The sequence below is a fragment of the Streptomyces sp. NPDC039430 genome (assembly GCF_055639435.1).
Genome location: NZ_JBVKAK010000013.1, coordinates 144169 through 162695, shown reverse-complemented (window position 1 = coordinate 162695; position 18527 = coordinate 144169). Strand labels below are relative to the sequence as shown.

Below are 18527 nucleotides of genomic sequence, written 5' to 3'. Positions count from 1 at the left end.
AGGCTCGCACGGTCAGGCCCGAAGGCGCAGGCCCCGGGGGGTGGCATGGAAGCCCGCGGACTCCAGAGCACGCCCGAGAGGGGACGTCAGGGCAGGGGCGCCGTTCGTACGCTCCACCGTGACCGTACCGAGCGCCCCCGCGCGGGCCGCGCTCGCCAGGGCCTCCGCGGCGGACCGGAGCGAGGGGTCCTCCGGATCGGTGGGCCAGGCCAGCAGCGTCTTGCCGCCGCGCTCCATGTAGAGCGTCAGCTCGCCATCGACGAGAACGACGAGAGAACCGGCCTTGCGGCCCGGTTTGTGGCCGGCGCCGTCCGGGGGATCCGGCCAGGCAAGCGCGGCCCCATAGGCGTTGGCCGGGTCGGCGGCGGCCAGCACCACGGCGCGGGGCGAGGGGTGCGCGTCGGCGCGGTCACGGGCCGTCGCCGCCGCCCGCAGCCGGTCGACGGCGCCGTCCATCGCGAACTGGGCCGCGCCCAGGCCCTCCACGACATAGCCGCGCCGTGCCTGGCCGCTGTCCTCGAAGGCGGACAGGACGCGGTACACCGCCGAGAAGCCGCCCACGACCCCCTCGGCCGCGACCGCGCCCCGGGTCACCACCCCATGGCGGTCGAGGAGCGTGCGGGCCAGCGCGTGCGCGCGATGCGTGGGCTCGGGCTCCTGGGCGGGCAGCAGCGACCAGCGGCCGCTGACGGTCGGCGGGCCCGTACGGGAGGCGGGGCCGGCCGCGGCCGTGAGCGTGCCGTACCGCCCCCGGGGCACCGGCCGCCGGGCGCGGTGCGCCGTGGAGCCGGCGGTACGGCCCGAGCCGAGCAGCGAGCGCAGCGGCGCCAGCGTGTCGTTGGTGAGCCGGCCCGACCAGGCCAGGTCCCATACGGCGTCGGCCAGTTGAGGATCGGTCGCGTCCGGGTGCGTGGTGGCTCGGACCTGATCGGTGATCTGCCGGAAGAACAGGCCATAGCCGCCCGAGAGCGTGGCCAGCACCGATTCGTGGAGGGCGGTCAGCTCCAGGGGGTGCGGGGGCGGGAGCAACAGCGGTGCGGCGTCGGCGAGATAGAGCGAGACCCAGCCGTCCTTGCCGGGCAGGGCGCCCGCTCCGGCCCACAGGACCTCGCCCGTGGTGGTCAGTTCGTCCAGGAGCGCGGGTGTGTAGCCGGCGACCCGGGACGGCAGGATCAGCTTCTCCAGCGCCGACGCGGGAACGGGAGCGCCCTGCACCTGCTCCACGGCACGGGCGAGTCCGTCGATACCGCGCAGGCCGTTGCCGTTCAGATGCTGCCACTGCGGGAGGAAGGCGGCGAGCGCGGCCGGCGCCACCGGCTCCAGCTCCTGGCGCAGCGCCGCCAGCGAGCGGCGGCGCAGCCGGCGCAGGACCGTGGCGTCGCACCACTCCTGGCCGATGCCGGACGGATGGAACTCGCCCTGTACGACCCGGGAGCTCGCGGCGAGGCGCTGGAGCGCCCCGTCCGTGACGGCCGCGCCCAGGCCGAAGCGCTCGGCCGCCGCGTGCGAGGTGAACGGGCCGTGCGTACGGGCGAAACGGGCGAGGAGATCGCCCAGGGGGTCCTTCACCGGCTCCGTGAACGCCTCGGGGACACCGACCGGCAGCGCCGTGCCCAGGGCGTCCCGCAGCCTCCCCGCGTCCTCGATCGCCGCCCAGTGGTCGGCTCCGCCGATCCTGACCCGGATGGCGCGGCGGGCGGCGGCGAGATCCTCCGCCCAGGACGGCCGCGCGCCGCGCTCGGCCAACTCCGCGTCCGTGAGCGGGCCGAGGACCCGCAGCAGATCGGCGACGCCTTCGAGGTCCTTGACGCGGCGGTCCTCGGTGAGCCACTGGAGTTCCCGTTCCAGCTCGGTGAGGACCTCCGGATCGAGCAGCTCCCGCAGCTCCGCCTGGCCCAGCAGCTCGGCCAGCAGCCGGGAGTCCAGGGACAGCGCGGCGGCCCGCCGCTCCGCGAGGGGGGAATCGCCCTCGTACAGGAACTGCGCGACATAGCCGAAGAGCAGCGACCGGGCGAAGGGGGACGGCTCGGGGGTGGTGACCTCGATCAGCCGGACCCGCCGGGACTCGATGTCCCCCATGAGTTCCGTGAGACCCGGGACATCGAAGACATCCTGGAGGCACTCCCGGACCGCCTCCAGCACGATGGGGAACGAGCCGAACTCGCTCGCCACCTGGAGGAGCTGGGATGCCCGCTGGCGCTGCTGCCACAGCGGGGTGCGCTTGCCCGGGCTCCGGCGGGGGAGCAGCAGCGCCCGCGCGGCGCACTCCCGGAACCGGGAGGCGAACAGCGCGGAGCCGCCCACCTGCTCGGTGACGATCCCGCGGATCTCGCCGCCGTCGAAGGCGACATCCGCGGCTCCGACGGGTGCCTGTTCGCTGTCGAAAGCCGTGCTGAGACGGTCCGGCTCGTCATCGAGGAGGTCCAGGCCCATCAGGTCGGCATCGGGGAGCCGCAGCACGATGCCGTCGTCGGCGTGCATGACCTGCGCGTCCATGCCGTACCGCTCGGAGAGGCGGGCGCCGAGGGCCAGCGCCCACGGCGCGTGCACCTGGGCGCCGAACGGGGAGTGGATCACCACGCGCCAGTCGCCCAGCTCATCGCGGAACCGCTCGACGAGGATCGTCCGGTCGTCGGGGACATGCCCGCAGGCGCGGCGCTGCTCGTCCAGATACGACAGCACATTGCCGGCGGCCCAGGCGTCGAGTCCCGCGGTCAGCAGCCGCAGTCTGGCGTCCTCCTCAGAGAGAGCGCCCACCTCGCGCAGGAACGCGCCCACCGCGCGGCCCAGCTCCAGCGGACGGCCCAGCTGGTCGCCCTTCCAGAACGGCAGCCGCCCCGGGGTGCCGGGAGCCGGGGTGACCAGGACCCGGTCACGGGTGATGTCCTCGATCCGCCAGGAGGTCGTGCCCAGCGTGAAGACATCGCCCACCCGGGACTCGTACACCATCTCCTCGTCCAGCTCACCGACCCTGCCGCCGCCCTTCTTCGGGTCGGCTCCGGCGAGGAAGACACCGAAGAGCCCCCGGTCGGGGATCGTGCCCCCGGACGTGACGGCGAGCCGCTGCGCGCCCGGCCGGCCCGTGACCGTACCGGCCACGCGGTCCCACACCACGCGGGGACGCAACTCCGCGAAGGCGTCGGAGGGATAGCGCCCGGCGAGCATGTCCACCACGGCGGTGAACGCCGATTCGGGCAGCGACGCGAACGGCGCGGCGCGGCGGGTCAGGGCGAGCAGATCGTCGGCCTGCCGGGTGTCCAGCGCGACCATGGCGACCAGCTGCTGGGCCAGCACATCGAGGGGATTCGCGGGAATGCGCAGGGCCTCGATGGCGCCGGTGCGCATCCGCTCGGTGACCACGGCGGCCTGGACGAGATCGCCGCGGTACTTGGGAAAGACGACGCCCGTGGAGACCGCGCCCACCTGGTGTCCCGCGCGGCCGACCCGCTGGAGGCCCGAGGCGACGGAGGGCGGCGACTCGACCTGGATCACCAGATCCACCGCGCCCATGTCGATGCCCAGCTCCAGACTGGACGTGGCCACGACGGCGGGCAGCCGGCCCGCCTTGAGGTCCTCCTCGACCTGGGCGCGCTGCTCCTTGGAGACCGAGCCGTGGTGCGCGCGGGCCAGCAGGGCGGGCGCTCCTCTGGCAGCGCCGGACTGTCCCATCAGCTCGGCCGGGGAGTGGTCCTCGGGCATCGTCGGGGCGGAGCCGGGCGCGTCCGGAACCGCGCCCATGGCCCGTTCGTACGCGATCTCGTTCAGCCGGTTGCACAACCGCTCAGCCAGGCGACGGGAGTTGGCGAAGACGATCGTGGAGCGGTGCGCCTGGACGAGGTCCGCGATCCGCTCCTCCACATGCGGCCAGATCGACGGCTTCTCCCCGCCGTCCGTGTCCGAGGCGGGGGAGCCGCCCAGCTCGCCCAGATCCTCGACCGGCACGACCACGGAGAGATCGAACTCCTTGCCGGACCGCGGCTGGACGATCTCCACCCGGCGCTGCGGGGACAGATAGCGCGCCACCTCCTCCACCGGACGCACCGTCGCCGACAGACCGATGCGGCGTGCGGGGCGCGGCAGCAGCTCGTCGAGCCGCTCCAGGGACAGGGCGAGATGGGCGCCCCGCTTCGTCCCGGCGACGGCGTGCACCTCGTCCAGGATCACCGTCTCGATCCCGGCGAGCGCGTCCCGGGCCGAGGACGTGAGCATCAGGAAGAGCGACTCGGGGGTGGTGATCAGGATGTCCGGCGGCTTCGTGGCGATCGAACGGCGCTCGGCGGCCGGGGTGTCACCGGAGCGGATCCCGACCCGGACCTCGGGCTCCGGCAGGCCGCGCCGCACGGACTCCTGCCGGATTCCCGTGAGCGGGCTGCGCAGATTGCGCTCCACGTCCACGGCGAGGGCCTTGAGCGGTGATACGTACAGCACCCGGCAGCGCTTCCTCGCCTCGGCGGGCGGCGGCTGCGAGGCCAGCTGGTCCAGCGCGGCGAGAAAGGCGGCCAGCGTCTTGCCCGAGCCGGTCGGGGCCACGACCAGCACGTCAGACCCCTCCTGGATGGCACGCCAGGCCCCCTCCTGCGCCGCGGTGGGCGCGGAGAAAGCCCCCGTGAACCAGCCGCGGGTCGCGGGGGAGAAGGAGTCGAGCGCGGAGCGTGCCATGCCCCCCATCGTGCACCCCGCCACTGACAATCGCCCGGACCTGGGCAAACGCCCGGCGGACCGGCGGCGCAGAATGGATTCATGGCACCGCGGGAGCAGGCACGGCACTGGCGCTATTCCGAGCTGCCCGGCGTCGATCTGCTGCGGGCGCGCTACATAGACAAGGCGTTTCTGCGGCACACCCACGAGAGCTTCGTCATCGCCGCGATCACGGACGGAGTCGACGTCTTCCACCACGGAGGGGGCGATCAGTACGCCGGTCCAGGCTCGCTCGCGCTGATCAACCCCGAGACCCCGCACACCGGCCACGCCCAGGGCCCCGAGGGCTGGCGGTACGGGGCCGTCTATCCGGCCGTCGATGTCATCGCCGCCATAGCGGCGGAGACCACCACGATCCGCGGCACCCCCGGATTCGTCGCCCCCGTCGTGGACGATCCGTACACCACGCGCCTCGTCCACCAGGTGCTGCGCGCCGCCGACGAGGGCAACGCGCTCGCCGCCGACACGCTGCTGAGGGTCGCGGTGACGCGGCTGCTGCGGCTGAACGGCGGGAGGCTGCGGCAGCGCCAGGTGCGGGGCGCCGGGGCGCGGAACGCGGCACACGCGCGTGCCGTGCTGGAGGAGCGGATGGCGGACCCGCCGTCCCTGGAACGGCTCGCGGCGGACCTCGGCACCAGCCCCTACGCGCTGCTGCGGGCCTTCAGGAACGCCTATGGGCTGCCGCCGCACAGCTGGCTGACGGACGCGCGGGTGCGCCGGGCCCGACGACTGCTGGACGGCGGTACGACACCGGCCGAGGCGGCCGTGGCCGTCGGGTTCACCGACCAGCCGCACCTGAACCGCCATTTCACCCGCATGGTCGGAGTGCCGCCCGGTGCGTACCGCAGGGAGCGGACGGCCGCCGCGGAGGGCTGAGCGGGCGCTGTGCGGGCGCGGGGCCGGGCGCTGGGTGAGTGCGGCGCGCGGCGCGGGGCGCGGGGCCGGGCGCTGGGCGCTGGGCGCAAAAACGTACAAGACCCGGCCCGCGCACCCCGCGTAACGTCCCTGACGTGGCAGAACAGATAGCGTCCGCGTCCGCGGACATACCGGCGTACGGTCCCTCCCGGAGTGCCCAGGGGCCTGGCTCCGTCCCCGACCCCGCTCCCACTTCCGACCCCGCTCCCGCACCCGCACCCGCACCCGCACCCAAGTCCGACTCGGCCGTCGTGCGCGACGCCCTGGGCGTCGGCATCGCCGTCGGGCTCTCCGGCTTCGCCTTCGGCGTCACCGCGGCGGGCGCGGGGCTCACCGTCCTCCAGACCTGCGCGCTCAGCCTGCTGGTCTTCACCGGCGCCTCCCAGTTCGCGCTGGTCGGCGCCCTCGCGGCGGGAGGCAATCCGCTCACCGCCGCCGCGGGCGCGTTCTTCCTCGGCGTACGCAACGCCTTCTACGGGCTCAGACTGTCCCAGCTGCTGAAGCTGCCGGGGTCGGTACGTCCGTTCGCCGCCCAGTGGGTGATCGACGAGACCACCGCCGTCGCGCTCGCCCAGCCCACCCGGCGCGGCGCACGCATCGGCTTCACCGTCACCGGGCTCACGCTCTATGTCCTGTGGAACCTCACCACCCTGGGCGGGGCGCTGGGCGCCGAAGCACTCGGCGACACCGACGCCTGGGGACTCGACGCGGCAGGACCCGCCGTCTTTCTCGCCCTGCTCGCGCCGATGCTCCGTACGGCCACCGAGCGGGCGGTCGCCGGGATCGCCGTCGTCCTGGGGCTCGGCTTCCTGCCCGTGCTGCCCGCCGGTGTCCCGGTGCTCGTCGCGGCGCTGGCCGCACCCGCCGTCCTCTGGCTCGAAGGCCGCAGGCTCGGCGCACGTCGGAAGGGAACGGACCGTTGACCATCTGGATCGCGATCGGCGCGACCGCCGTCGGCTGCTACCTCGTCAAACTTCTGGGCCTGCTCGTGCCCGCGGGCGCGCTGGAACGCCCTCTCGTCCAGCGGTTGTCGGCCCTGCTGCCCGTGGCCCTGCTCGCCGCGCTGACCGCTCAGCAGACCTTCAGCGCGAACGGCGCACTCGTGCTGGACGCCCGGGGCGCGGGGCTCGCCGCGGCGGCTCTCGCGCTGGTGCTGCGCGCCCCGTTCCTGGTGGTCGTCGCCGCGGCGGTGGTCGTCACGGCGGGGGTGCGGGCGCTCGGCGGATAAGGCGGCGGGGGGCTTGGCGGCCAGGGGTTTTCCAGGCCTCCGGCTTCCGGCTTTCGTCTTCCGGCTTTCCGTTGAACCTCGTCAGGGCCTGACGAGGTTCAACCGATGGCGCGCCCCTCGGCGCCGTCACCCCGACCGGTCCCTCCGTCCAGGAAGTGATGGGCGAACCGTCGCTGTTCGAGCACCCGGGCCGTGAGCCAGATGAAGCGCTCGGCCCGGGAGACGGGAGACGGGCGACGAGGGGACGCCGAGAGCGCGGAGGACGCCGAGAACGCCGAGGACGGGGAAGGCGGGGAAGACCGTGACGGCAGTGGGGACGCGGAGGACTCAAAGGATGCGGCGGTGCCGGCCATGATCCGAACCGTAGGTCGGAAGCGGTTCCCGGCACGGCGGGACGGCAGGGCTGCACTCTCGGGGGCGCGATACTGGTGGCATGCGGTTGACGATTTTCTGGGAGCGCATGGCGGACCACTTCGGGGCGGCCTATGCCGACTCGTTCGCCCGTGATCATGTGATGGCGGAACTGGGCGGTCGTACGGTGCATGAGGCGCTGGAAGCCGGCTGGGAGGCGAAGGACGTCTGGCGCGGGGTCTGCGTCGCCATGGGGATTCCGCCCGAGAAGCGCTGACGCGCCCGGCCGGAGAGAGTCCCGGGAGGCGGGGGCGGCACAGAGCCCGCGGGGGCGATGTGATTTCGTCCGGCCGCGGGGCCGGTTGTCACCGCGGTAGGCGACACTTGCTCAGTGGCACCGACCGACAACTCCGCACCGGACCTCCCACCGCCGATCCCTCCGCCGGATCCCGCACCGGACACGCCTCCCGAGACGCCCGAGACGTCCTCCGCGGCGTCTTCGACGGCGTCTTCGGCGATTCCTTCCGCTGCTTCTCCACTGACGGCTCCCGCGGGCTCCTCCACGGGCTCCGCGAGCCCCGCGGGCGGGCCGGCGTCCCCTGCGAACGGGGACGAGCTGCGGCGTCAGATGCCCCGCTGGCTGCCGCGTGCCATGGTCCTCGCGCTGGCGCTCATAGCCTGCTTCCAGCTCGGCAGCTGGGCGTTCCATCAGCTCATCGGGCTGCTGATCAATATGCTGATCGCGTTCTTCCTGGCACTGGCGGTCGAGCCCGCCGTGAGCCGGATGGCGGACCGGGGGATGCGGCGTGGACTCGCCACTTTCCTGGTCTTCTTCGCGGTCCTGATCGCCAGCGCCGGCTTTGTGGTGATGCTCGGCTCGATGCTGGCGAGCCAGATCATCGAAATGGTCGAGTCCTTCCCCGAGTACCTCGACTCGGTGATCAACTGGATCAACGACACCTTCCACACAGAGCTGTCCCGCGTCGCCGTCCAGGACAGCCTGCTGCACTCCGACTGGCTCCAGCGCTATGTGCAGAACAGCGCGACGGGTGTCCTCGACATCTCCACCACCGTGCTCGGTGGGCTGTTCCGGCTGCTGACGATCTTCCTGTTCTCCTTCTACTTCGCGGCCGACGGGCCCCGGCTGCGGCGCGCCCTCTGCTCCGTACTCCCGCCGGCCCGTCAGTCCGAAGTCCTGCGGGCCTGGGAGATAGCCGTCGTCAAGACCGGCGGCTATCTCTACTCACGCGGGCTGATGGCCCTCGTCTCCGGCGCCGCGCATTACGTACTGCTGGAGATCCTGCGGGTGCCGTACGCACCGGCGCTGGCGATCTGGGTAGGGCTCGTCTCCCAGTTCATCCCGACGATCGGCACCTATCTGGCGGGCGCCCTGCCGATGCTGATCGCCTTCACCGTGGACCCCTGGTACGCGCTCTGGGTACTCGGGTTCGTGGTGTTCTACCAGCAGTTCGAGAACTACATGCTCCAGCCCAAGCTGACCGCCAGGACCGTCGACATCCACCCGGCCGTGGCCTTCGGGTCGGTCGTCGCGGGTACGGCGCTGCTGGGCGCGGTCGGCGCCCTGATCGCGATCCCGGCGGTCGCCACGCTCCAGGCGTTCCTCGGGGCGTATGTGAAGCGGTACGACGTGATGGACGATCCGCGCGTGCACGGCCGCGGAAGGCGCGACAGCGTGCCGCTCCTGCGCCAGATACGCCGCGTACTGCATACGGACGCGGGCACGAGCGGAGGGACGCGAACGGACGCGGACACGCGAACGGACGCGGATATACGCACCGACACGCGTACCGACGCGGAATCGGGCACGGACGACGAGCAGCGGCCGCGGCCCTAGGTCCTGTCCGCCCAGGAGGGCCGTACCGCCGTCCGTCGTCGGCGGTGGACCGTTCCCGACGGCCCCCCGGCCGGTGCACCGCACCGGCCGGGGGTTCGGATGCTCAGAGCAGGTCGGCGTACTGGTTCCAGCCGCCGCTGCCGATCTTCACCCGGGCCTTCAGGGGCGCGGACGCCTTGCCGGTGCCCGCGTAGAAGTACAGCTCGCCCGCCGAGTTCGAGGCCAGCAGGTCGGCGACACCGTCGCCGTTGAGGTCACCGGGAGCCGCGATGTTCTTGTACTGGCTCCAGCCCGCACCACCGACCTGCGTCTTCGCGCCGAACGGTGAACTCGCCTTGCCGGTACCCGCGTACAGGTACAGGCCGCTGGAGCTGCGCGCGAGGAGGTCGGCGCGGCCGTCCCCGGTGAGGTCACCCGCACCGACGATCTTGTTGAACTGTGACCAGCCGCTGCCACCGATCTGGACACGGCCCTTCACCGACATGCCCGTGCCGTTGCCCGCGTAGAAGTACAGGGCGGTGGAGCTGCGGGCCAGCAGGTCGCTCTTGCCGTCGCCGTCGAGATCCCCGGGGCCGATGACCAGGTTGTACGACTTGGAGCCGCCCGCCAGCTCGGGGTCGGACGAGGCGTAGGAACCGGCGTTGTACAGGTGGCCGTCGTACGTGCTGTGCTCGATCAGGTCCGAGCTGCCGTTCGCGCGCAGTGACACCGCGTGGGTCAGCCGTACCAGCGAGCGGTCCCAGCCGTCGCCGATCAGGTACTTCGAGGTGAGACGGCCGGTGCCGGTGGTGCCGTAGTAGTAGAGCGTGCCGCCGGAGGTACGGGCGAAGACGCCGGCCTTGCCGAAGTGCGGCCGGTTGCCCGCGCCCGCGTACTGGGTCACCAGTCCCCAGCCCGTGCCGACCTGCTCCCGGGCGCCGAACGCGCCGGCGCCGTTGCCCTCGTAGAGGTAGAGGGTGCCGTCGTACGCGCGGGCCACCAGGTCAGGGGTGCCGTTGCCGGTGTAGTCCGTGCCGCCGACCAACTGGTTGTACTTGTTCCAGTCGGCGCCGCCGATCTGGATCCGGTCCTTGAACGGGTAGCCGGTGGAGCTGCCGTTGCCGGGGTAGACGTACAGCCCGGTGGCGTTGCGCGCGAGGAGATCGGCCAGGCCGTCGCCGTCGACGTCGTCGACGCCGACCAGCTGGTCGAACTGGCTCCAGCCGGCGCCGCCCACCTGTATCCCGGCCTTGAAGCCCTTGCCTGTGCCGGGGAAGAGGAACAGTCCCGAGGACTTGCGGGCCAGCAGGTCCGGTGTGCCGTCACCGGTCAGATCGCCGGGGACGACCAGCTTGTCGTACGCCTGCCAGCCGGTGCTGAGCGTGGTGTACGCGGTCATACCGTCGTAGAGGGTGGCGTTCGTCCCGCTGTGCAGCCGCAGGGATCCCGTGGGCGTCACGGTGAGCAGGTCGGCCTTGCCGTCGCCGGTGAGGTCACCGGGCAGCAGCAGGTCCTTGACCTGGGAGTCGTCCGCGGAGATCACGGCCGCGCCGTCGGTGCCCCAGTCGGCCCAGACCTCGCCGTAGTCGGTGCGGTACATCAGGTCGCCGAAGCCGTCGCCGTTCAGGTCGCCGCGCTGTGCGGGAGTGTCCGCCGCGGCCCGGCCTGCGGCGAGACGGCGGTCCTGGCCCTTGGCGGCGGCTGAGGCGTCGCGGCCCGGGACACTGAAGGTGGGCCGGGTGGACGGCGGAACAGGAAGGGTGACGGCGCCGTGCGGTCCGGTGCCCGGTGCGTCGGCCGCGGAGGCCGTGGTGACCATCAGCGAACCGCTCACCAGCAGCCCGGCGCAGCCGAGCACGGCCGAGCGGGCGATCCTGCGGGGCCACTCGGCCCCGGGTCTTGCGTGGATGGACATGCTGCCTCCGGTGAGGTGTGAAGGAGCGAGCCCGGGGATCAGCGGCGGCACACGCCGGGCACGGCGGTGCGCGGGTCGCGGGGCGTCAGGTGGTGTCGCACCACTGGAATCGTCGTTGAAGTGCCGTCGGCCCATGGCACGACGGGAACCGCCCCCACAGCGATGGAACTGCCCCCCACAGCGATGACGCCCTCCCCAGGTCGTGAGGTAGGTGTATCCGGCCATGGGTTCTGTCGGCAAGTCAGTTGTGAAGTCCCGGTGGATATTTTGTTAACGAAGACGGGAAAAGAGATGAATTGCCGTGCGGGATCGAGGTCGGGGCGGCGGCCTCGTCGGGCCTGGCCGAACGCGCGCGAACGATCAGTTTCTGACCAGGCAGAAGGGATGTCCGGCCGGATCGGTGAGGACCCGCCATCTGTCCTCGTTCGGCTGGTGGTCCGGCTTGCCCGCGCCCAGCTCCAGCAGCCGGGCCTCGGCCTCGTCCAGGTCGTCGCCTCTCGCGAACCACACCCTAGAGGCGGCCACTCGCCGGCCGGACTCCGTTGGGCGGGACATGTGGACGGGTCATCTGGGCGGGGCATGCGGACGGGACATGTGACGGGGTGCCGCGTGGTGCGCTTGACAGTAAAATCGAACATCCATTCTCATGGATGACTGCCGGTGCCTCCCGGGGCGGGGCCGGCGGTGTGGTGCGGTGGGCGGGGCGTCCGGAGAGGTTGGCCGGCGGAGTTTTCCACAGGCCAGGAGGTCGTCGGGACGCGTTGTCAGTGGCAGGGGATAGCGTCTTTGACGTGAAGCGATCGACTCAAGCAAATCGGGTGGAACCCATGGCAGGAACCGACCGCGAGAAGGCGCTCGACGCCGCTCTCGCACAAATTGAACGGCAATTCGGGAAGGGCGCGGTGATGCGCCTCGGCGAGCGGCCGAACGAACCCATCGAGGTCATCCCCACCGGGTCGACCGCGCTCGACGTCGCGCTCGGCGTCGGTGGCCTGCCGCGCGGCCGTGTGGTGGAGGTCTACGGGCCCGAGTCCTCGGGAAAGACGACCCTGACGCTGCACGCGGTGGCGAACGCGCAGAAGGCCGGCGGCGCGGTGGCCTTCGTGGACGCCGAGCACGCCCTCGACCCCGAGTACGCGAAGAAGCTCGGTGTCGACATCGACAATCTGATCCTGTCCCAGCCGGACAACGGCGAGCAGGCGCTCGAAATCGTGGACATGCTGGTCCGCTCCGGCGCGCTCGACCTCATCGTCATCGACTCCGTCGCCGCCCTGGTGCCGCGCGCGGAGATCGAGGGTGAGATGGGCGACTCGCACGTCGGTCTCCAGGCGCGGCTGATGAGCCAGGCGCTCCGGAAGATCACGAGCGCGCTCAACCAGTCCAAGACCACCGCGATCTTCATCAACCAGCTCCGCGAGAAGATCGGCGTGATGTTCGGCTCGCCGGAGACCACGACGGGTGGCCGCGCGCTCAAGTTCTACGCCTCGGTGCGTCTCGACATCCGTCGTATCGAGACCCTGAAGGACGGCACCGACGCCGTCGGCAACCGCACCCGCGTCAAGGTCGTCAAGAACAAGGTCGCGCCGCCCTTCAAGCAGGCGGAGTTCGACATCCTCTACGGCCAGGGCATCAGCCGCGAGGGCGGCCTGATCGACATGGGCGTGGAGCACGGCTTCGTACGGAAGGCCGGCGCCTGGTACACGTACGAGGGCGACCAGCTCGGCCAGGGCAAGGAGAACGCGCGCAACTTCCTCAAGGACAACCCCGATCTCGCCAATGAGATCGAGAAGAAAATCCTGGAGAAGCTGGGCGTCGGCGTGCGGCCGGACGCGGTGACGGCCGAGTCCGCGGCGGCCCCGGCGGGTGCTCCGGCTCCTGCCGAGGACCCGGCCAAGTCCGTGCCCGCTCCTGCCTCCAAGGCCAAGTCGGCCAAGGCGGCCACGGCCAAGAGTTAGTCCGTCCTGTGCCTTATGCGAAGAGGCGGCGGACGGAAAGGCCGGGCGACAGCTCCGACCCGTCGAGGGCCGGGCAGGAGCTGTCGCCCCAGGATCCGGCGGAGCGGGCGCGGGGGATCTGCCTGCGCCTGCTCACGGGGACACCCCGTACCCGCAAGCAGCTGGCGGACGCGCTGGCCAAGCGGGAGATCCCCGAGGACGTGGCGCGGGAGGTGCTCTCCCGCTTCGAGGACGTGGGGCTGATCGATGACGCGGCGTTCGCGGACGCCTGGGTGGAGTCACGGCACCATGGCCGGGGCCTGGCCCGGCGTGCGCTCGCCCGTGAGCTGCGTACGAAAGGGGTGGACGCCACCCTGATCGACGAGGCGGTCGGACAGCTGGACTCCGACCAGGAGGAGGCGACCGCCCGCGAGCTGGTCGCCCGCAAACTCCGCGCCACCCGCGGTATGGAACGCGACAGAAGGCTGCGCAGGCTCGCGGGCATGCTGGCCCGCAAGGGCTATCCGGAAGGCATGGCGCTCCGGGTGGTCCGGCAGGCGCTGGAGGAGGAGGGGGAGGACACCGAGGGGCTGGACGAGGGCTTCTCCTAGGTCCCGTCCGGGACTGGGCCCAGGTCCCGTCCGGGCCTAGGCTCCGTCGTCCGGCATCGGCACGGCTTCCCTGCTGCTTGTGCTGGTCGCCCTCGCCCGTCCTGGCCACGGCCGCGCTGCCGGGCCGGGCGGTGCTTCGGAGGATCCGTCCGGTCGTCGACGCGACGGCGGTCGGGCGATGAGCAGGCCCGGAATCCCGCTCCGCCCGCCCTACGCCGGATCCCCGGCCTCCGCGCCGTCCCCTGCCGCGACTACCGGCAGGCCCTCGGCCCGCCACGCCTGGAATCCCCCGACGAGGTCGGTCGCGCGGTGCAGTCCCAGCCGGCGCAGGGACACCGCCGCGAGGCTCGACGCGTACCCCTCGTTGCAGATCACCACCACGCGCAGATCGTGGCTCGTGGCCTCGCGTGCGCGATGGCTGCCCTGGGGGTCGAGCCGCCACTCCAGCTCATTGCGCTCGACGACCAGCGCGCCCGGGATCAGCCCGTCGCGCTCGCGCAGCGCCGCGTACCGGATGTCCACCAGCAGCGCGCCGTCCGCGGCGGCCTCGGCCGCTTCCCTCGGCCCTATTCGGTCCAGGTCCTCACGGACCTGTTCCAGCAGCTCATCGATCCCCACGCGTTCGGGCTCCACGCGCTCGGTCACGGCCTGCTCGGTCACGGCCGGGTCCGTCACTGCCACTCCTCGGGACGCTCGACCTGCTCAAGGCGGAGCACGGCGCCCGTGCGGCTGTAGCGCCGCATCAGCGGCAGCGGCGGATAGTAGGCGTGTACGGAGACGGCGTGCTCGGCCCCGGACTCGTTGCGCACCTCGTGCACATGGTGCCTGCCGAACGCCCTGCCCTCGCCGGCCGTCAACTGCCGCTCACGGTCGACGCCTTCGGCCAGTTCCAGGGTCTTCCACCCCTCGGTGGGCAGCCGGGCCGCGAGCGAGTCCTCCTTGAGCGTGCCCGACGCCGTGGCGAACGCGCCGTGCGAGCCGCCGTGGTCGTGCCAGCCGGTGCCCGTGCCGGGCGGCCAGCCGATCAGCCATGCCTCGCTGCCCGCAGGACCGTTGAGCCGGATCCAGGTACGGCCCTCCGGGTCCAGCGGGAGGGAGGAGACCAGCTCGGCGTCCGCCACGCTCCTGCGGACGAAGTCGAGCAGCTCGGCGGGGGTGGGCCCGGCGGCCGAGGGCTTCACACCGGCGTCGACAGTGCCAATGGCATCGGCGGCGCGACCGGCATCAGCGGCGTCGGTGCCGGATGTGGAGGTGCGTACGGGTAGAGACATGGTGACCGTCCTGGGAAGTTCGCGAAGAGGTGCTGCCGCGGCGCCGCGCGGCGAGCGTGTGGAGAGAAGGGCGAATCAACAGGACGGGCGACACACGCAGCCCGCATAGCGGAGCAAGTCCATATGGACTCTCCGCCACAGGCGCACATCGGTGTCAGTCACGTTCCGGAGTACACCATGCGAGCCCGCGACGGTCAATCGATGTTCGCAGTGTGGTCAGGGGGCGTCCGCGGGAACCTCAGTCGGGGCGGAAGGACTGCCTCCGCGCGCCGCGTCCGCCGCCGCGTAGAGATCGGCGGGGCGCACCCCGCCGAAGGCCGCCACCAGATGCCCGTCCGGCCGCACCAGCAGCACGGTGTGCGCGGACGCTCCCGGGTACGCCTCCGTGACCAGCAGCTCGGCGCGTACCGGCAGGGCGGTCACCGCCGCCGCCAGCCGCGGCATCACCCCCGCCGTCAGCCAGTGCCGCCGGTCCCACACCCCGGTGCCGGGCGCGACCAGTACCACCAGGTGCAGGCCACGGCCGAGCCGGTCCCCGAGCCGTACGGTCGTGCCGTCCGGCGCGGTCACCCGTACGTCCTCGACGGCGGCGCCGGGGGGCGTACCGACAGCCGTCTGCGTCGGGGCGTGCGGAGGCGCGAGGGGGGAGTGCGGATAGGCGGGCGGTGCCCCCAATGGCCCGTGCCCCAGATGCCCGTCGGCGAGCAGGGTGTCGTGTCCGCGTGTGGCGCCCGGCATGTACGTACGCAGTCCACCGCCGCCCCGCAGTATCGGCAGCGACTGGTCGGCCGCGCGCAGCCGGGCGGCGACGGCCGTGCGCCGCTCCGCCTGGTAGCTGTCCAGCAGGGTCTCCGACGCCCCGTGGTGCCAGTCCTCGGCGATCTTCCAGGAGAGGTTGCTGACGTCCCGCAGTCCCTCGTCGAGCCCCTGGGTGCCCACCGCGCCCAGCAGATGGGCGGCGTCCCCGGCGAGGAAGGCCCGGCCGGCGCGCCAGCGCCTGGCCAGCCGGTGATGCAGGGTGTAGACGCCCGTGTCGAGCAGTTCGTACGGCGGTGTCTCGCCGCACCAGCCGGCCAGGGTGTCCCGTAAACGCGTCACCAGCGCGTCGGGCGTGACCAGCTCGCCCCGGGAGGGCAGCAGCCAGTCGACCCGCCACACACCGTCCGCGAGCGGCCTGGCGGACACTTCCTCGCCGCTGCCGGGCCAGGGCGGCTGCCGGTGGAGCAGTGCCTCGCCGGGCCACGGCAGCTCGGCGCGGAGCGCGGCGACCGCGTGGCGCTCCACCGCCGTACGCCCGGGGAAACGGATGCCGAGCAGCTTGCGGACCGTGGACCTGGCGCCGTCGCAGCCGACCAGATGGCTGCCGCGCCACCAGGTCGCCCCGGGGCCGCGGGTGTGCACGGTGACACCCCGGGCGTCCTGCTCCAGTGAGTCGAGCCGGTCGCCGGTGACCACGCGCACCAGCTCCTGGCCCGCGATGGCGCTCCGCAGCCCGCGCGAAAGGGCGTGCTGGGGGATGTGCAGGGGCGTGGGGGCGCCGTCCTCGCCGAGCGGCAGCTCCCGCATCAGCTGCTTGCGCCGCATCAGACGCCAGCCGGTCCAGCGCGCGCCCTCGTCACCGAGGGTGGTGCAGCCGAGCCGGGCCACCAGGGCGGCGGTGTCGGGCCGCAGTATGGCGGTACGGGCCGGACGCGGATCGTCCGTACCGGTCCCCTCGTCCAGGACGACGGAGGGGACACCCTGCGCGGCGAGCGCCAGAGAGAGCGCGAGACCGACGGGGCCCGCGCCGGCGACGATCACCGGGTCCACGGCGCGACCCCTCCGGCCCATGTGGTCATACGGTCAGGGGCGCTGGGGCGTGTTTCGAAAGCGGCGCCGTCCGCCCGACGGGTGGGCTCGGCGGCGTCCGGTGTACCGCGCTCGCTGCGCTCACTCCGTCTCGGCGCCTGATTCCCCCTTCGGATGCCGAGCGGCGATCGCACGACGGACGGGCGCCCCAGTACTGGACGTACTGGGGCGATGGCAACGCCGCGAGCGTGCGGGCCGGGCGTCGCCGAGCAGGCGGGACTTTGAAGACAGGCCCTGGGAGCCCGGTGCGTGATCACAGAACGTATGCAACCGACTGGGGGTGCCCGCGTCAAGCGACGGCCTGGGCGGCGCGTACGCCGCCCAGACCCGCCAGTCCCGTCTGTCTCAGATGTCCCCGACGTAAGTTCCGGCGTTGACATCGGGGAGCACCGCGCCCGTGCTCTTCTTGCCCCGGCGCAGTCGCCTCTCCAGCCAGCTCGCGAACGTGGTGAGGATGAAGTTCAGCACGATGTAGATCAGCGCGATGACGACGAGCGTGGCGATGGTGTTGGCGCCGTAGTTCGCGGTGATCGTGCGGTTCTGCGAGAGCAGTTCGGACAGCCCGAGGATCGCGCCGCCCAGCGCGGTGTCCTTGACGATGACGACGAGCTGGCTGACCAGGGCCGGCAGCATCGCCGTCACGGCCTGGGGCAGGAGCACGTACGCCATGGTCTGGCCCTTGCGCATGCCGATCGCCTTCGCGGCGTCGGTCTGGCCGTTGGGCAGCGTGAGAATGCCTGCCCGGACGATCTCGGCGATGACCGAGGCGTTGTAGAGCACCAGGCCCGTCACCACGGCGTACAGCGGCCGGATGTCGGACGAGACATCGGTGAAGTGCGCGTACGCCGTGGCGGCGAACAGCATCATCAGCAGGACGGGGATGGAGCGGAAGAACTCGACGACGGCGCCGACCGGTACCCGTACCCAGGCGTGGTCCGAGAGCCGGCCGATACCGAGCAGCGCGCCGAACGGCAGGGCTATCACGATCGACAGCGCCGCCGACTTGAGGGTCTCACCGAGCCCCGGCAGCAGATAGGTCGTCCATACCTTGGCGTCCGTGACGAACGGACTCCACTTCTCGGACGCCAGCTGGTTCTTGTCGTTCATCTGAACGAGAACCCACCAGGCGGCGAGCACGAAGACGACCAGGAACACGATCGTGTAGAGGATGTTGCGCCGCTTGGCGCGCTTACCGGGAGCGTCGTACAGAACGGACGTGGCACTCATCGCTTCACCGCCACTCGCTTGCTGACCCAGCCCAGGAGCAGACCGGTCGGGAGGGTGAGAACGACGAATCCGAAGGCGAACACCGCGAACACCATGAAGAGCGCGCTGGTTTCGTTCTCGATCATTGTCTTCATCAGCGCCGACGCCTCGGCGACGCCTATCGCCGCGGCGACCGTCGTGTTCTTGGTCAGCGCGATCAGCACGTTGGCCAGCGGTGCCACCACGGAGCGGAACGCCTGGGGGAGCACGATCAGCCTCAGCACCTGGAAGAAGCTCAGACCCAGGGCGCGGGCGGCTTCGGCCTGCCCCACGGGCACGGTGTTGATACCGGAGCGCAGGGCCTCGCAGACGAAGGTGCTCGTATAGGCGATCAGGCCCAGTACGGCCAGCCGGAAGCCGATGGACTCGAAGTCCCCGCCGCCGAGCGTGATCTGGAGGGTCTGGCCGAGCCCCAGCGAACAGGCGACGAGGACCACGGTCAGTGGGGTGTTACGCACTATGTTGACGTAGGCGGTACCGAAGGCACGCATCAGCGGCACGGGACTGACACGCATCCCGGCCAGCAGCGTTCCCCATATGAGAGAACCAACTGCGGAGTAGAGGGTGAGCTGCACCGTCACCCAGAAGGCGCCGAGCAGGTCGTACTGCCCGGAATCAAGAAAGTCGAACACGATGCCCCGCGCTCTCCCCTGGTT

At 71.8% G+C, this 18527-nt stretch carries 14 protein-coding genes and 3 pseudogenes; 7 read left to right on the top strand and 10 right to left on the bottom strand.

The genetic code is table 11. The features are described 5' to 3' along the window. Nucleotides 1-12 precede the first annotated feature (12 nt). Complete coding sequence (locus ACZ7LS_RS28310) at nucleotides 13-4659, bottom strand: ATP-dependent helicase (RefSeq protein WP_385134543.1); 4647 nt, start codon at nucleotides 4657-4659, stop codon at nucleotides 13-15. An 81-nt stretch (nucleotides 4660-4740) separates the two neighbouring features. Between ACZ7LS_RS28310 and ACZ7LS_RS28305 the strand changes: the two genes are divergently transcribed. From ACZ7LS_RS28305 to ACZ7LS_RS28295, 3 genes are all read left to right on the top strand, one after another. Beyond that, nucleotides 4741-5574, top strand: a complete 834-nt coding sequence (locus ACZ7LS_RS28305) for an AraC family transcriptional regulator (RefSeq protein ID WP_385134541.1) — start codon at nucleotides 4741-4743, stop codon at nucleotides 5572-5574. 290 nt (nucleotides 5575-5864) lie between these two features. Continuing rightward, entirely contained in the window at nucleotides 5865-6536 is a 672-nt protein-coding gene (locus ACZ7LS_RS28300) for an AzlC family ABC transporter permease (protein WP_385134550.1), read from the top strand. Beyond that, nucleotides 6533-6841 (top strand): AzlD domain-containing protein, encoded by a 309-nt coding sequence (locus ACZ7LS_RS28295; protein WP_382523360.1) that lies wholly within the window; start codon nucleotides 6533-6535, stop codon nucleotides 6839-6841. Before ACZ7LS_RS28300 ends, ACZ7LS_RS28295 begins: the two co-directional genes overlap by 4 nt. Before the next feature lie 140 nt (nucleotides 6842-6981). Here ACZ7LS_RS28295 and ACZ7LS_RS28290 read toward each other — a convergent pair. Then, a pseudogene (locus tag ACZ7LS_RS28290) lies at nucleotides 6982-7194 on the bottom strand (hypothetical protein); the annotation flags it as partial. 80 nt (nucleotides 7195-7274) lie between these two features. Here ACZ7LS_RS28290 and ACZ7LS_RS28285 point away from each other — a divergent pair. Then, nucleotides 7275-7469 carry a DUF3046 domain-containing protein gene (locus ACZ7LS_RS28285; RefSeq protein ID WP_030350089.1) on the top strand — a complete coding sequence of 65 codons (195 nt, stop codon included), beginning with the start codon at nucleotides 7275-7277 and terminating at the stop codon, nucleotides 7467-7469. Nucleotides 7470-7820: 351 nt separating this feature from the next. Beyond that, on the top strand, nucleotides 7821-9047 hold the full coding sequence (locus ACZ7LS_RS28280; protein ID WP_382523365.1) for an AI-2E family transporter: 1227 nt from the start codon (nucleotides 7821-7823) through the stop codon (nucleotides 9045-9047). Nucleotides 9048-9150: 103 nt separating this feature from the next. Here the strand turns inward: ACZ7LS_RS28280 and ACZ7LS_RS28275 are convergent, their stop codons facing one another. Together ACZ7LS_RS28275 and ACZ7LS_RS28270 are read right to left on the bottom strand one after the other, a co-directional pair. Next, a complete protein-coding gene (locus ACZ7LS_RS28275) occupies nucleotides 9151-10941 on the bottom strand; it encodes an FG-GAP repeat domain-containing protein (protein ID WP_385134539.1) in 1791 nt (596 codons plus the stop codon). Between the two features lie 360 nt (nucleotides 10942-11301). Then, nucleotides 11302-11433 (bottom strand): annotated as a pseudogene (locus tag ACZ7LS_RS28270) (VOC family protein); the annotation flags it as partial. A gap of 335 nt (nucleotides 11434-11768) precedes the next feature. Between ACZ7LS_RS28270 and recA the strand changes: the two are divergent. Together recA and recX are read left to right on the top strand one after the other, a co-directional pair. After that, nucleotides 11769-12896, top strand: a complete 1128-nt coding sequence (recA, locus tag ACZ7LS_RS28265) for a recombinase RecA (protein WP_382523372.1) — start codon at nucleotides 11769-11771, stop codon at nucleotides 12894-12896. After that, a pseudogene (recX, locus tag ACZ7LS_RS28260) lies at nucleotides 12803-13486 on the top strand (recombination regulator RecX); the annotation flags it as partial. The gene recA and the pseudogene recX, both read left to right, overlap by 94 nt. Nucleotides 13487-13696: 210 nt before the next feature. Here the strand turns inward: recX and ACZ7LS_RS28255 are convergent. From ACZ7LS_RS28255 to ACZ7LS_RS28230, 6 genes are all read right to left on the bottom strand, one after another. Then, nucleotides 13697-14161: a rhodanese-like domain-containing protein gene (locus ACZ7LS_RS28255; protein WP_382523374.1), complete on the bottom strand. Its 465-nt coding sequence runs from the start codon at nucleotides 14159-14161 to the stop codon at nucleotides 13697-13699. Further along, entirely contained in the window at nucleotides 14158-14757 is a 600-nt protein-coding gene (locus ACZ7LS_RS28250; RefSeq protein WP_382523377.1) for a cupin domain-containing protein, read from the bottom strand. Before ACZ7LS_RS28250 ends, ACZ7LS_RS28255 begins: the two co-directional genes overlap by 4 nt. 75 nt (nucleotides 14758-14832) lie before the next feature. Further along, on the bottom strand, nucleotides 14833-14904 hold the full coding sequence (locus ACZ7LS_RS28245; RefSeq protein ID WP_310851512.1) for a putative leader peptide: 72 nt from the start codon (nucleotides 14902-14904) through the stop codon (nucleotides 14833-14835). A 69-nt stretch (nucleotides 14905-14973) separates the two neighbouring features. Beyond that, nucleotides 14974-16566, bottom strand: a complete 1593-nt coding sequence (locus ACZ7LS_RS28240) for an FAD-dependent monooxygenase (RefSeq protein ID WP_385134549.1) — start codon at nucleotides 16564-16566, stop codon at nucleotides 14974-14976. Between the two features lie 384 nt (nucleotides 16567-16950). Further along, the gene (locus tag ACZ7LS_RS28235; RefSeq protein ID WP_382671874.1) at nucleotides 16951-17832 is read right to left on the bottom strand and encodes an amino acid ABC transporter permease; all 882 of its coding nucleotides are present in this window, start codon (nucleotides 17830-17832) and stop codon (nucleotides 16951-16953) included. Next, on the bottom strand, nucleotides 17829-18503 hold the full coding sequence (locus ACZ7LS_RS28230; protein ID WP_382523383.1) for an amino acid ABC transporter permease: 675 nt from the start codon (nucleotides 18501-18503) through the stop codon (nucleotides 17829-17831). Before ACZ7LS_RS28230 ends, ACZ7LS_RS28235 begins: the two co-directional genes overlap by 4 nt. Between the last annotated feature and the right edge of the window lie 24 nt (nucleotides 18504-18527).

Bases quoted from the DNA above. Each gene is read 5' to 3' on its own strand.
- ACZ7LS_RS28310 (WP_385134543.1), bottom strand. From the start codon at position 4,659: ATGGCACGCTCCGCGCTCGACTCCTTCTCCCCCGCGACCCGCGGCTGG.
- ACZ7LS_RS28305 (WP_385134541.1), top strand. From the start codon at position 4,741: ATGGCACCGCGGGAGCAGGCACGGCACTGGCGCTATTCCGAGCTGCCC.
- ACZ7LS_RS28285 (WP_030350089.1), top strand. From the start codon at position 7,275: ATGCGGTTGACGATTTTCTGGGAGCGCATGGCGGACCACTTCGGGGCG.
- ACZ7LS_RS28280 (WP_382523365.1), top strand. From the start codon at position 7,821: ATGCCCCGCTGGCTGCCGCGTGCCATGGTCCTCGCGCTGGCGCTCATA.
- ACZ7LS_RS28275 (WP_385134539.1), bottom strand. From the start codon at position 10,941: ATGTCCATCCACGCAAGACCCGGGGCCGAGTGGCCCCGCAGGATCGCC.
- recA (WP_382523372.1), top strand. From the start codon at position 11,769: ATGGCAGGAACCGACCGCGAGAAGGCGCTCGACGCCGCTCTCGCACAA.
- ACZ7LS_RS28250 (WP_382523377.1), bottom strand. From the start codon at position 14,757: ATGTCTCTACCCGTACGCACCTCCACATCCGGCACCGACGCCGCTGAT.
- ACZ7LS_RS28235 (WP_382671874.1), bottom strand. From the start codon at position 17,832: ATGAGTGCCACGTCCGTTCTGTACGACGCTCCCGGTAAGCGCGCCAAG.